Origin of the sequence: Streptomyces sp. NPDC057617, from assembly GCF_042800555.1 — a bacterium.
Taxonomy (GTDB): Bacteria; Actinomycetota; Actinomycetes; order Streptomycetales; family Streptomycetaceae; genus Streptomyces.
This window is the reverse complement of the sequence record NZ_JBHVGV010000002.1, coordinates 451883-464658: the sequence shown is the minus strand read 5'-3', so window position 1 is coordinate 464658 and position 12776 is coordinate 451883. Positions and strand designations below refer to the sequence as shown.

The following is a 12776-nucleotide window of genomic DNA, read 5'->3' as shown; positions in this document are numbered from 1 at the left end:
CGTGACCACCGATGAGCCCGTGAAGAAGGATCCTGGATGCGTCGCTGTCATCGTCACCAGCCGTGGTGAGATCCTTCTGCACCTCCGAGACGAGAAGCCCGATATTTGCTGGCCCGGGTACTGGTCACTCCTCGGTGGCGGACAGGAGCTGGGCGAATCTTGGATGGACACCGTACTCCGGGAGATCGAAGAAGAGGCCGGCATCACACCGGACACCATCGAAGAAGCCGCAGTCGTCCCTCACGGGTCGGAAAAGAATCCGCCTCATGTGTTCTACGGCACCTGGGATGGACGGGAGAGTGATCTTGTCCTTGGCGAGGGCCAGGCCCTACGGCTCTTCCCGTTGGACAAGCTTCCGGAGAAGGTCCCGCCCCATATCCGGCACTACATTCGTCAGCTCACGGCCGCCGTTTCCTGAACCTGAGGTTGGTCCGAGACCGGATCGGCCTCCGGTACGGACTCAGGGGCTGGAACGGGGTCGAGGACAGCGGATGGCGCGGGAGCCGGGAATTGCATTGGCTCTCCGGAAGGGTCGGGCTCGGGCGTGCAGGCAGGGAAATCGCCGGTAGGGTCGCACGGCCCTGCCGGACCGGGCGGCAACGCTCCACTATTTGGCGGCGTCACGTCATCGTTGCTGCCCGGGAAGGGCGCGAAGACTGGAGGCAGGTCGGGGGCCCCGGGGATCATATCCACCAGGTCGTCACCGATCTTTCCGTCGTCGTCCTCGTCAAGGTGCAACAGACTGCGCCCTCCACCCTTCTGAGCCTCTTGAGTTCCGGCCTTCCCAGCGGCGCCCTCAATGATGTACGTGCGGGCCTCAGTCGGAGTCATTCCACTCCGCACGGCAGCCGCGATCAGAGCATCAATTTGGTCCTGCGACAAACTGACACGATCATTACCGGACGTCTCGGGTCTGGCCCCGTCTCTCGCCTCGTGCATCGATTCGCTGGCCGCTATGCCTATGGCACCGCCCGTGGCAATCATCGTGGCCGCCAGGCCAAGAAGTAGCGTCCGCTTCGTCGTCGGCACACTCCTGTGAAGCGCTCGGGACGAAGATCTACGGCGACCGGACACAGGTACCCCCCTGTGGGTTCGGAATGACTAATTCCGTTTAGTAAACCATTCAAACTAAAGCAATGAGTAGGGCGATTTTTCGGATCTTGAAACTCCTCCCCTGGTTGTACAGGACCCGACCAGTAGAGGGATGCGAAGGACCGGTTGGGATGCGACTGGCGGCGACGAAGGCTGAGACCTTGAGATCCAGCACCGATCCAGCACGGGAGGGATGAAGAGGGGTGATGAGGGGTGACGAGGTGTCAGATTATCCAGCACGTATCCAGCACCGTAAAAACCTAGGGGTCCGACCCCGGAGGGTCGGACCCCTTCTGACCTGCATGTTTGCCAGATCAGTGATGTGGTGCTATGTCACCCATTACACGTTGAAGCGGAACTCGACCACGTCGCCGTCCTGCATCACGTAGTCCTTGCCCTCCATGCGGGCCTTGCCGGCTGCGCGGGCTTCTGGGACCGAGCCTGTTTCCAGGAGGTCGGTGAAGGAGATGACCTCGGCCTTGATGAAGCCCTTCTGGAAGTCGGTGTGGATCACGCCGGCGGCTTCGGGGGCTGTGGCGCCCTGTTTGATGGTCCAGGCGCGGGATTCTTTGGGGCCCGCGGTGAGGTACGTCTGGAGGCCCAGGGTGCGGAAGCCCACGTGGGCGAGGGTGGCGAGGCCCGGTTCTTCCTGGCCTACCGACTGGAGGAGTTCGAGGGCTTCTTCGTCATCCAGTTCGGCGAGGTCGGACTCCAGCTTGGCGTTGAGGAAGATCGCTTCGGCCGGGGCGACCAGGGCGCGCTGCTCGTCCTTGAAGGTGTCGTCCGTCAGCTCCTCCTCGTCGACATTGAAGACGTAGAGGAACGGCTTGGTCGTGAGCAGGTGCAGCTCGCGCAGCGGTTCCGACTTCTCCGTGCCCTGGACGATGCCCGCGGAGAAGAGCGTCTCGCCGGTCTCCAGGATGGCCTGGGCCTCCTCGATCGCCTTGACCTGGCCCAGCACCTCCTTCTTGATCCGCGACTCGCGCTGGAGGCGCGGGAGGACCTTCTCGATCGTCTGGAGGTCGGCGAGGATCAGCTCGGTGTTGATCGTCTCGATGTCGTCCTTGGGCGAGACCTTGCCGTCGACATGGACGACGTTCTCGTCCTTGAAGGCCCGGATGACCTGGCAGATGGCGTCCGACTCACGGATGTTCGCCAGGAACTTGTTGCCCAGGCCCTCGCCCTCGGAGGCGCCGCGCACGATACCGGCGATGTCGACGAAGTCGACCGTGGCGGGAAGGATCCGCTGGGAGCCGAAGATCTCCGCGAGCTTGTTCAGCCGCGGGTCCGGCACCCCGACCACGCCGACGTTGGGCTCGATGGTGGCGAACGGGTAGTTGGCCGCCAGCACGTCGTTCTTGGTCAGGGCGTTGAACAGGGTCGACTTGCCGACATTCGGCAGGCCGACGATTCCGATCGTGAGCGACACGGTGGCGACTTCCTGGAGTGAGGAGAGGGAGGACGTGGACGGGGGTCGGGGCCGGGGGTCGGGGCCGGGGCTGGGACGGGACGAGCTGGGCCGGGCTGGGGGCTGAAGGCTGCTGAGGCCCCGGTCAGCTTGGCCCGGCGGTCTGGTGGCCCGGTGACCCGGGGGCCGATTGCCCAGTTTACGGGCGGGCCGCGGCGGCCGACGACGGGTCCGGGGCACCACACGCCGCGCACACGCCGCGCCCGGCAACGTCGAACGCAACGCCAAGCTCGCCCAAAGAGCGTGTCCATCGCCTGATTCCTCCCCTCGCCGCACCTACGTTGGAGCGGTGGAGCAGCACAGGACACGTCAGCCCGGGCGCCGGCCGCCGCAGCAGCGCCCGTACCCCCCGCAGGGCGCCGTAACGGAACGTGTCGGCGTGTACCGGCTGCCCACGGCGCCCCGGCGGCGCGTACGACCCGTCGTGCACCAGTTGCGCAAGCTCCGGGAGGCCCAGAAGTCCCGCGGTACGCGCGGGCCGCAGAGTTCGCGCAAGCCCCGAGGCCTGCCGAAATCCGGGAGCCTGCGGAAGCTGCGCCGGCTTCCCAATCCGCGGTTCACCGGGCTCGGCGCCGGGCTGTTCGCCGCCGCGACCATGCTGGGCATCGCATTCCTGGACCGGCTCCTGCTCGACGGCGCGCCCCTGGTGTACGGGGTGCTGTTCCTGCCGGTCAGCGCGGTGACGGCGCTGTGGGTCCGTACCGCCGATCTGGTGACGGCCCCCATCAGCGTGCCGATCGCCTTCGCGGTCGGCACCTTTCCCCTCGCCGAGGGCTCCGGCGGTTTCGGCGGGCACGCGATGGCGCTGGTCACGGCGCTGGCCGTGCACGCGGGGTGGCTGTACGGCGGCACGCTCGTCGCCGGGCTGATCGCCACCGTACGGAAGGTACGGGAGATGGCGCACCGCCAGCGCGCCCGGGAGGAGGCCGCGCTCCGGGACGCCGGGTCGTCCTCCCGTACGGCTCGTACGGCACGGCCCCGGGCCAACGGAGCCACCGCGTACCGAGCGGTGCGACGCGGCTAGCCACGTCCACGTCTCGCCTCTGCGCCCCGTACCACCACGCCGGAGACCAGCGGACTCGCCGCAGGTCCAGCCCCGTCCCGTCCCACCCGGAGCAGTCGCTCCCCGCCCCTACCTCCCCGACGCCATCATCGCCGCGCCCACGATCCCCGCGTTGTTCTGCAGCTCCGCCGGGATGATCTCCGCCCTGACCCCCTTGATCAGCGGCAGGAACTTGTCCGCCTTGCGGCTCACGCCACCGCCGATGATGAACAGCTCCGGCGAGAACAGCATCTCCACATGCTCCAGATACTTCTGCACGCGGTGCGCCCAGTGGTGCCAGCTCAGCTCCGCGTCCTCCTTGGCCTTCGACGACGCGTGCTTCTCCGCCTCGTGGCCGTGCAGCTCCAGATGGCCCAGCTCGGTGTTGGGCACGAGCTTGCCGTCGATGAACAGCGCGCTGCCGATGCCCGTACCGAAGGTCAGCAGAAAGACCGTGCCCTTGCGACCGCGCCCGGCGCCGAAGGCCATCTCGGCCACGCCCGCCGCGTCCGCGTCGTTCAGAATCGTGACCCGGAGGCCCAGCCGGTCGCTGAGAAGCTGTCCCGCGTCCGTATCGATCCACGACTTGTCGACATTCGCGGCCGTACGGACGACGGAACCCGTGACCACCCCGGGGAAGGTGATACCGACCGGGCCCGACCAGCCGAAGTGCTGTACGACCTCGACCACACCGTCGGCGACGCCCTCGGGCGTCGCCGGATGCGGGGTGAGTACTTTGTGCCGCGGCTCGGCGAGATCGCCGCGCTCCAGATCCACGGGCGCGCCCTTGATGCCCGAGCCGCCGATGTCCACTCCGAAGACGTTCATGGACACAACGTTACGGCCAGACACTGACACCGACTTCCGGGGGAACGGCTCATGAACCCGCCGCGCCCCCTCTCCCCCGTACGTTCACACCGTACGTTCCCTGAGTACGTACCTTCGAGTACGTACCTTCGGTACGGTCACTTCTCCGCGAGGGCCGCCGCCTCCGCGCGCAGGTCGCGCCGCAGCTCCTTGGGAAGCGAGAAGGTGATCGACTCCTCCGCCGCCTTGACGATCTCGACATCCTCGAAGCCGCGCTGCGCCAGCCACTCCAGGACACCTTCGACCAGTACCTCCGGAACCGACGCGCCCGAGGTGAGGCCGACCGTGGAGACGCCCTCCAGCCAGGCCTCGTCGATCTCCTCGGCGCCGTCGACCAGATGGGAGGCGCCGGCGCCAGCGCCGAGGGCGACCTCGACCAGCCGTACCGAGTTGGAGGAGTTCTTCGAGCCCACCACGATCACCAGATCGGCCGCGGTGCCCATCTGCTTGACCGCGATCTGACGGTTCTGGGTGGCGTAGCAGATGTCGTCGCTGGGCGGCGAGATGAGCTGCGGGAACTTCTCCTTCAGCGCGCCGACCGTCTCCATGGTCTCGTCGACGGAAAGCGTGGTCTGGGAGAGCCAGACGACCTTCGACTCGTCCCTCACCTGGACCTTCGCGACATCGTCCGGGCCGTCGACCAGGGTGATGTGGTCGGGAGCCTCGCCGGAGGTGCCGATGACCTCTTCATGGCCGTCATGGCCGATCAGAAGGATGTCGTAATCCTCCTGTGCGAACCGTACGGCTTCCTTGTGGACCTTGGTGACCAGCGGGCAGGTCGCGTCGATGGTGGCCAGCCGCCGCTGCGCCGCCTCCTCGTGGACGACCGGCGCGACTCCGTGCGCCGAGAACATCACGATCGACCCCTCGGGCACCTCCGCCGTCTCCTCGACGAAGATCGCGCCCTTCTTCTCCAGGGTCCGTACGACGTACTTGTTGTGGACGATCTCATGACGGACGTAGACGGGCGCCCCGTACTGCTCAAGGGCCTTCTCCACGGCGATCACGGCGCGGTCGACACCCGCGCAGTAGCCCCGGGGAGCGGCGAGCAGGACGCGTTTGCCGGCGCGGCGCGCGGCGTCTCCACTGGGGGCAGCATCTCCGCCGGGGGCAGGAGCGGGCGACGGGCGGGACGTGGCAGTCATGTGTCCCATCGTAAGGCCGCCCTGAAGGCGCGGAAGTTCCCGCGTCCCCCGGATCCGGACGCGAACTGGACGGACCGCACAGAAGAGGCGCACGGGACAGAAGAGGCGCACGGCCGGAACTGGCCGCCGGGAAACCGGAGTCGCAGCCGGCCCCTGTAACCGCCACAGCCCCGGGCCGATTCAGGAGTGATGTCGTAGGCGGCGGATACGCTCCTCGGTATGGCTCTCCAAACATCCGCGGACGCTCCGCTGCCGGTCGGCGAGGTGTCGCGGCTCATCGGCAGCTGGATCGACCGGCTCGGCGCGGTCTGGGTCGAGGGGCAGATCACCCAGCTCTCGCGCCGCCCCGGCGCGGGGGTGGTCTTCCTGACGCTGCGCGACCCGTCGTACGACATCTCGGTGAGCGTCACCTGCTACCGGCAGGTGTTCGACGCGATCGCGGATGTGGTGTCCGAGGGCGCGCGGGTCGTGGTGCAGGCCAAGCCGGAGTGGTACGCGCCGCGGGGGCAGCTTTCGCTGAGGGCCACGGAGATACGGCCGGTCGGGATCGGTGAACTGCTCGTGCGGCTGGAGCGGTTGAAGAAGGCCCTGGGCGCGGAGGGGCTGTTCGACGCCGCCCGCAAGAAGCCGCTGCCCTTCCTCCCGCAGCTCATCGGGCTGGTCTGCGGGCGGGCGTCGGCGGCCGAGCGGGATGTACTGGAGAACGCGCGGCGGCGGTGGCCGGCGGTCCGTTTCGAGGTGCGCAATACGGCGGTGCAGGGGGTCAACGCGGTGGCGCAGGTCGTCCAGGCGGTGAAGGAGCTGGACGCGCTGCCGGAGGTGGATGTGATCGTCGTGGCGCGCGGCGGCGGCAGTGTGGAGGATCTGCTGCCGTTCTCGGACGAGCAGTTGGTACGGGCGGTGGCCGCGTGCCGTACGCCCGTGGTCTCGGCGATCGGGCACGAGCCGGACGCGCCGCTGCTGGATCTGGTGGCGGATCTCCGGGCGTCGACGCCGACGGACGCGGCGAAGAAGATCGTGCCGGACGTCGGCGAGGAGCTGGACCGGGTCCAGGCGCTGCGCGACCGGGCGCTGCGGACGGTACGGGGGCTGCTGGACCGGGAGGAGCGCGGGCTGGCGCACGCGCTGGCCCGGCCCGTGATGGAGCGGCCCCACCGGATGGTGGACGAGCGGGCGGCGGAGGTGGCTGCCCTGGCCGACCGGAGCCGGCGGGTGCTGCGGCATCTCCTGGACCGCGCGGACTCGGAGCTGTCGCACACCCTGGCGCGGGTGGTCGCGCTGTCGCCCGCGGCGACGCTGGAGCGGGGGTACGCGGTGCTGCAACGGCCGGACGGGTCGGTCGTACGGTCGCCGGAGGAGGTCGCCCCGGCCGAGGAGCTGCGGGCGCGGGTGGCGGAGGGCGAGTTCACGGTACGGGTCGCGCGGTGAGCGCGGCGCGGGCCGCGGGACCGCGGGCGGAGTGGGTCGGAGCGCGCACGGGCGCGGGTACGGAGAGTGATTGAGATGGCCGGTACGGACGAAGCGGCCGTGCTCGGGTACGAGCAGGCGCGGGACGAGCTGATCGAGGTCGTACGGAAGCTGGAGGCGGGCGGCACATCCCTGGAGGACTCGCTGGCGCTGTGGGAGCGGGGCGAGGAGCTGGCGAAGATCTGCCGCCGCTGGCTGGAGGGCGCGCGGGCACGGCTGGACGCGTCACTGGCCGAGGAGAAGGGGGAGGGGGAGCGGGAGGAAGCCTGAGGGGGCGCGCCGGGTCGCGGCCCGGAGCGGTGGACCCGGGCGATGCGGGGCTTGTCGAGGCCTGGTGCCGCTCGGACAGGAACGCAGCGAGCGGCGCCGTGCCGGTCGTGGCCCGGTTGCCCTCGGACATGTGCGGGGCCAGGCGCTCACGTACCTGCCGGTGACTCGTTCCACAAGCCTCGCGGCTCGCCATCGCTGCACAAGCGAGTCGCCGTACGCACGAGCGAGTCACCGCACAGCAAAGGCCGCCGTCCCCATGAGGATGGCGGCCGTCAACCGTTCGCGTCAGGACGCCGGGCCCTCCTCCGGTCCCGGTTCCAGCGCCGCCGCCATCTCCGCCAGCCGCTCGTACGAGGCCGTGCCCGTCACCACCGTCGTGGCCTTGCCCTCCGTACGGACGAGCGCGTCGTACTTCGGTCCCTCCCAGCGCCGCCAGGCCTCGCCCGCCACCTGCTGGGAGCTGCCTGTGTCGGCAGCCTGCTGGCTGACCTCCGGCACATACTTCCGCGCGGGCGCCGTGGACTGCTCGACCGCGACGTACTCCCCGTCCGGGTCCAGGAACCCCAGGTGCCAGGCGTCGCCGTCCTGGACGCTGTACGAGACGGACGTCGGCTTCCACGCACCGGTCAGGCCCGCCGGCGCCAGCACCGGATACGGCGCGGCGCGGCGCGCGGTCAGCAGCTCGACGCGGTAGTCGACCGCCTTGACCGGGACCGCCTTGTCGTCATGCGGAATGAACACATAGATGCCCGCGACAACGACCCCGATGACCGCCATCGACAGGAACATGTCCCGCACCGTCTGCCTGCCTCGCATACCTGCCACCCCACCATCGTCGCATCAGGGCTCCCCGCTCATCCGTGGGCCCCTCTGCTCAATCTGGCGGGGTGCGGATACAGTCGTATCACCCTCTTTTCCGGCCGTCGCCGTACAGAAAGGTGCGATCCGATGACCGAACATCACCTGCCGCCCCCACTTGAGGTGTCTCCCGAGGCACCCGACCGCAATCTCGCCCTGGAGCTGGTCCGAGTCACCGAGGCAGCCGCGATGGCGGCCGGCCGGTGGGTCGGGCGCGGTGACAAGAACGGCGCGGACGGCGCCGCGGTGAACGCGATGCGCACCCTTGTCTCCACGGTGTCGATGAACGGCGTGGTCGTCATCGGCGAGGGCGAGAAGGACGAGGCCCCGATGCTGTACAACGGCGAACGGGTCGGGGACGGCACCGGCGCCGAGGTCGACATCGCGGTCGACCCGATCGACGGCACCACCCTGAACGCCAAGGGCATGCCCAACGCCATCGCGGTCCTGGCCGCCGCCGACCGCAACACCATGTTCGACCCGTCCGCGGTCTTCTACATGGACAAGCTGGTGACCGGGCCCGAGGCGGCGGACTTCGTCGACATCGACGCGCCCGTCGCCGTCAATATCCGCCGGGTCGCCAAGGCCAAGCGCTCCTCGCCCGAGGACGTCACCGTCGTCGTCCTCGACCGGCCCCGCCATGAGGGCATCGTCAAGGAGATCCGGGAGACCGGGGCCCGGATCAAGTTCATCTCCGACGGCGATGTCGCCGGTTCGATCATGGCCGCGCGCGAGGGCACCGGGATCGATCTGCTGATGGGCGTGGGCGGTACGCCCGAGGGGATCATCTCGGCGTGCGCCATAAAGTGCCTCGGCGGTGTGATCCAGGGCAAGCTCTGGCCCAAGGACGAGGAGGAGCGGGAGCGCGCGATCGGCGCGGGGCACGATCTGGACCGCGTCCTGTCCACCGACGACCTGGTCAGCGGCGACAACGTGTTCTTCGTCGCCACCGGCATCACGGACGGCGAGCTGCTGCGCGGAGTGCGCTACCGCTCGGAGACCGCGACCACCCAGTCACTGGTCATGCGCTCCAAGTCGGGCACGATCCGGCAGATCGACTCGACCCACCGGCTGTCGAAGCTCAGGGCCTACAGCACGATCGACTTCGACCGCGCCAAGTAGCCGCGCCGGCTTGCGCGCCCGGCAGGCTCAGTCGGCCCGGGCACGCAGGCCGCCGCGCGGACGCGGACATCGGAGAGGGCGCCCCGTTGTGCGGCGGGGCGCCCTTTCCGTATCCGAATCCGCGTGCGCGCCAGGACCGCGGGATTACGGGAGTACGGGAGTGCGTGGTTACGGGGGTACGAGTCGGCCGTGCGGCCGGTCAGCCGGCGATCCGCTCGCCCGCCGCCGCGGCCTTCCGCAGCTCCACCTCACGCCGTCTCCGGCGGGCCAGCACCACCCGGCGCTCGGCCGCCGTCAGCCCGCCCCATACTCCGTACGGCTCGGGCTGGAGCAGCGCGTGCTCCCGGCAGTCCACCATGACCGGACAGCGGGCGCAGACCCGCTTCGCGGCCTCCTCCCGCGCCAGCCTCGCGGCTGTCGGCTCCTTCGATGGGGCGAAGAACAACGCGGCTTCGTCCCGGCGGCACACCGCCTCCGAATGCCAGGGGCCGGCCTGATCCTCCCGAGCGGGACTCCGCTGGGACGGTACGGCGGCGACCTGCAGGGGCTGATGCGGCAGTTGCAGCACGGTCTACTCCTGACGACGGCTTCGCGAGCGAGAGACGATGCAGCTTTCCCTACCCGCTGTGCGCGCTCCTAAGCACTGCGTGGCACCGAGTTCGGAGTCCGGAACACCGCCCTGAATTCCGGACGTTCAATCACCGGCGGGCGCCTTTGGCCGGAAAAAACCAGCGCCCGGGCCGCCGGCCGGGCTCAGTGACCGAGGTGCTTACGGAACCGGTCGCGGAGGTCCGCGACCCGCTTGCCGCGCTTCGGCTTGGCCTCGACATTGCCGAACACGGAGTATCCGTTCACGACAACGGCCGGGGCGTCCACGTCGGGGGCCTCCAGGGTGAGGACTTCGAAATTGCCGAAGATGCCCGTGCCGTTGCCGCGCAGCGAGATGTTCTCGGGTACACGGACCTCGACATTGCCGAAAATGGACGTCGCGTTGATCACCGTGACGCGCTGCCCGAAGAGCGCTTCGGTCAGATCGATCTCGATATTGCCGAAGAGCGCGAAGGCGTTGGTCCTGCTGCCGATGCGCCAGCGGCCCTTGCGGGTCGAGCTGCTGAAGACCGCGACGAGATTCTCGGCGGGGGCGGTGGGGTCCTCCGGGCCGTATCCGTACCCCGCCGACGAGTGCGCGGCCGGGGCGGCCGGCCTGCCGTCGGCGCCGGTCGCGGGCAAGTCCCGTACGAGCGGCTCCAGTTCGCCCAGGGTCTTGGCCCGGTAGACGGCGTCGATCCGCTCTCCGTGCTCCTCGGCGTCCAGGCGGCCCTCCGCCAGGGCCTCCCGGAGGATGTCAGCGATCCGGTCCCGGTCGGCGTCGGAGGCCCGGATACCGGCGGGCTCCGCCGGCACGGCCGGCTTCTGGGGGTGCTTTTCGAGGTCCACGGACCCAGGGTAGCGAAACGCGATAGATCGCGACTAGTGGCAGCGGGCGACAAGTCCGGGCGAACCGCGCGACCGGCCTCGCGACCGGCCCCGCAACCATCACCACCGACTGAGCCCTAGCTCACACCTGACCTCACAGGTGCGCTGTCAGTGCGGCGCCCTAGGCTGGAGGCCGCGCCGCCGATGGAGGCCGCGCCGCCGTCTGTCGAGTGAGGAATGGCCGCAATGCCAGAGTTCGCGTACTCCGATCTGCTTCCGCTGGGCGAGGACACCACGCCCTACCGGCTGGTGACCGCCGAGGGTGTCTCGACCTTCGAGGCCGACGGGCGTACGTTCCTCAAGGTCGAGCCCGAGGCGCTGCGCACCCTGGCCGCGGAGGCCATGCACGACATCTCGCACTATCTGCGCCCGGCCCATCTCGCCCAGCTCCGCAGGATCGTGGACGACCCCGAGGCGTCGTCGAACGACAAGTTCGTGGCGCTCGATCTCCTGAAGAACGCGAATATCGCGGCCGCGGGTGTTCTCCCCATGTGCCAGGACACCGGCACGGCGATCGTGATGGGCAAGCGCGGACAGAACGTGCTCACGCGGGGCGGGGACGAGGAAGCCCTTTCGCGCGGTATCTATGACGCGTACACCAAGTTGAATCTGCGTTATTCGCAGATGGCTCCGCTCACCATGTGGGAGGAGAAGAACACCGGCTCGAACCTGCCCGCGCAGATCGAGCTGTACGCGACGGACGGCGGTGCGTACAAGTTCCTCTTCATGGCGAAGGGCGGCGGTTCCGCCAACAAGTCGTTCCTGTACCAGGAGACCAAGGCGGTGCTCAACGAAACCTCCATGATGAAGTTCCTGGAGGAGAAGATCCGCTCCCTGGGGACCGCCGCGTGCCCGCCCTACCATCTCGCGATCGTCGTCGGCGGCACGTCCGCCGAATTCGCGCTCAAGACCGCGAAGTACGCCTCCGCGCACTATCTGGACGAATTGCCGTCCGAGGGTTCTCCGACCGGTCATGGCTTCCGTGACAAGGAGTTGGAGCAGAAGGTCTTCGAACTGACCCAGCGGATCGGTATCGGCGCGCAGTTCGGCGGCAAGTATTTCTGCCATGACGTCCGTGTGGTGCGCCTGCCGCGCCACGGCGCCTCGCTGCCGGTCGCGATCGCCGTCTCCTGCTCGGCCGACCGCCAGGCCGTTGCGAAGATCACCGCGGAGGGCGTCTTCCTGGAGCAACTGGAGACCGACCCGGCGCGCTTCCTGCCGGACACCACGGACGAGCACTTGGACGACGCGAGTGCCGTCGTCAAGGTCGACCTCAGCCGTCCGATGGACGAAGTGCTCGCCGAGTTGACGAAGTACCCCGTCAAGACCCGGCTCTCGCTCACCGGACCGCTGGTCGTGGCCCGCGACATCGCGCACGCCAAGATCAAGGAACGGCTGGACGCGGGCGAGGAGATGCCGCAGTACCTGAAGGACCACCCGGTGTACTACGCGGGCCCGGCGAAGACGCCCGAGGGGTACGCGTCGGGGTCGTTCGGCCCGACGACTGCGGGCCGCATGGACTCGTACGTGGAGCAGTTCCAGGCGGCCGGCGGCTCCAAGGTGATGCTCGCCAAGGGCAACCGCTCGAAGCAGGTCACCGACGCCTGCGCCGCGCACGGCGGCTTCTACCTCGGCTCGATCGGCGGCCCGGCGGCGCGGCTCGCGCAGGACTGCATCAAGAAGGTCGAGGTCGTCGAGTACGAGGAGCTGGGCATGGAGGCGGTCTGGCGGATCGAGGTGGAGGACTTCCCGGCGTTCATCGTCGTGGACGACAAGGGGAACGACTTCTTCACCGAACCGGCCCCGGCGCCGACGTTCACCTCCATCCCGGTGCGCGGCCCCGGCCTCGCCTGACGCCGGCCCCGGGGCCCGTACGTACCCGGCTCTCCGCCAACGGGCCCCGGCCCCGGGCCTCGTCACCCGTGCTCCGCACAACGTCCTCTTCGCCGTAACACTTTCGTGGGAATGA

12 protein-coding genes are annotated in these 12776 nt (G+C 68.9%); 6 read left to right on the top strand and 6 right to left on the bottom strand.

Annotation, left to right across the window (positions count from 1 at the left end):
- The first annotated feature begins 1 nt into the window (after position 1).
- Positions 2–418 carry an NUDIX domain-containing protein gene (locus ACFU9P_RS07515; RefSeq protein WP_254407323.1) on the top strand — a complete coding sequence of 139 codons (417 nt, stop codon included), beginning with the start codon at positions 2–4 and terminating at the stop codon, positions 416–418.
- A gap of 1014 nt (positions 419–1432) precedes the next feature.
- Here the strand turns inward: ACFU9P_RS07515 and ychF are convergent.
- The gene (ychF, locus tag ACFU9P_RS07510) at positions 1433–2521 is read right to left on the bottom strand and encodes a redox-regulated ATPase YchF (RefSeq protein ID WP_376378180.1); all 1089 of its coding nucleotides are present in this window, start codon (positions 2519–2521) and stop codon (positions 1433–1435) included.
- A gap of 544 nt (positions 2522–3065) precedes the next feature.
- On the opposite strand from ychF, the gene ACFU9P_RS07505 reads away from it, so the two are divergent.
- The gene (locus ACFU9P_RS07505) at positions 3066–3584 is read left to right on the top strand and encodes a DUF6542 domain-containing protein (protein ID WP_384078378.1); all 519 of its coding nucleotides are present in this window, start codon (positions 3066–3068) and stop codon (positions 3582–3584) included.
- 108 nt (positions 3585–3692) lie between these two features.
- Here the strand turns inward: ACFU9P_RS07505 and ppgK are convergent, their stop codons facing one another.
- Both ppgK and ACFU9P_RS07495 read right to left on the bottom strand, forming a co-directional pair.
- A complete protein-coding gene (gene ppgK, locus ACFU9P_RS07500) occupies positions 3693–4430 on the bottom strand; it encodes a polyphosphate--glucose phosphotransferase (protein WP_376378177.1) in 738 nt (245 codons plus the stop codon).
- A 137-nt stretch (positions 4431–4567) separates the two neighbouring features.
- Entirely contained in the window at positions 4568–5614 is a 1047-nt protein-coding gene (locus tag ACFU9P_RS07495; protein WP_384078179.1) for a 4-hydroxy-3-methylbut-2-enyl diphosphate reductase, read from the bottom strand.
- 219 nt (positions 5615–5833) lie between these two features.
- Here ACFU9P_RS07495 and xseA point away from each other — a divergent pair, with 219 nt between their 5' ends.
- Entirely contained in the window at positions 5834–7042 is a 1209-nt protein-coding gene (gene xseA, locus ACFU9P_RS07490) for an exodeoxyribonuclease VII large subunit (RefSeq protein WP_384078178.1), read from the top strand.
- A 75-nt stretch (positions 7043–7117) separates the two neighbouring features.
- Positions 7118–7351, top strand: a complete 234-nt coding sequence (locus ACFU9P_RS07485; RefSeq protein WP_384078177.1) for an exodeoxyribonuclease VII small subunit — start codon at positions 7118–7120, stop codon at positions 7349–7351.
- Between the two features lie 285 nt (positions 7352–7636).
- Here ACFU9P_RS07485 and ACFU9P_RS07480 read toward each other — a convergent pair whose 3' ends face one another.
- Entirely contained in the window at positions 7637–8167 is a 531-nt protein-coding gene (locus ACFU9P_RS07480) for a DUF4245 domain-containing protein (RefSeq protein WP_384078377.1), read from the bottom strand.
- Between the two features lie 132 nt (positions 8168–8299).
- Between ACFU9P_RS07480 and glpX the strand changes: the two genes are divergently transcribed.
- The gene (gene glpX / locus ACFU9P_RS07475; RefSeq protein ID WP_376378162.1) at positions 8300–9331 is read left to right on the top strand and encodes a class II fructose-bisphosphatase; all 1032 of its coding nucleotides are present in this window, start codon (positions 8300–8302) and stop codon (positions 9329–9331) included.
- A gap of 199 nt (positions 9332–9530) precedes the next feature.
- On the opposite strand, the gene ACFU9P_RS07470 is transcribed toward glpX, so the two are convergent.
- Together ACFU9P_RS07470 and ACFU9P_RS07465 are read right to left on the bottom strand one after the other, a co-directional pair.
- Positions 9531–9899 carry a WhiB family transcriptional regulator gene (locus ACFU9P_RS07470; protein ID WP_046507567.1) on the bottom strand — a complete coding sequence of 123 codons (369 nt, stop codon included), beginning with the start codon at positions 9897–9899 and terminating at the stop codon, positions 9531–9533.
- Positions 9900–10084: 185 nt separating this feature from the next.
- Positions 10085–10768, bottom strand: coding sequence for a DUF1707 domain-containing protein (locus ACFU9P_RS07465; protein ID WP_384078176.1), 684 nt, complete (start codon positions 10766–10768; stop codon positions 10085–10087).
- Between the two features lie 225 nt (positions 10769–10993).
- Between ACFU9P_RS07465 and ACFU9P_RS07460 the strand changes: the two genes are divergently transcribed.
- The gene (locus ACFU9P_RS07460) at positions 10994–12661 is read left to right on the top strand and encodes a fumarate hydratase (protein WP_384078175.1); all 1668 of its coding nucleotides are present in this window, start codon (positions 10994–10996) and stop codon (positions 12659–12661) included.
- Positions 12662–12776 lie beyond the last annotated feature (115 nt).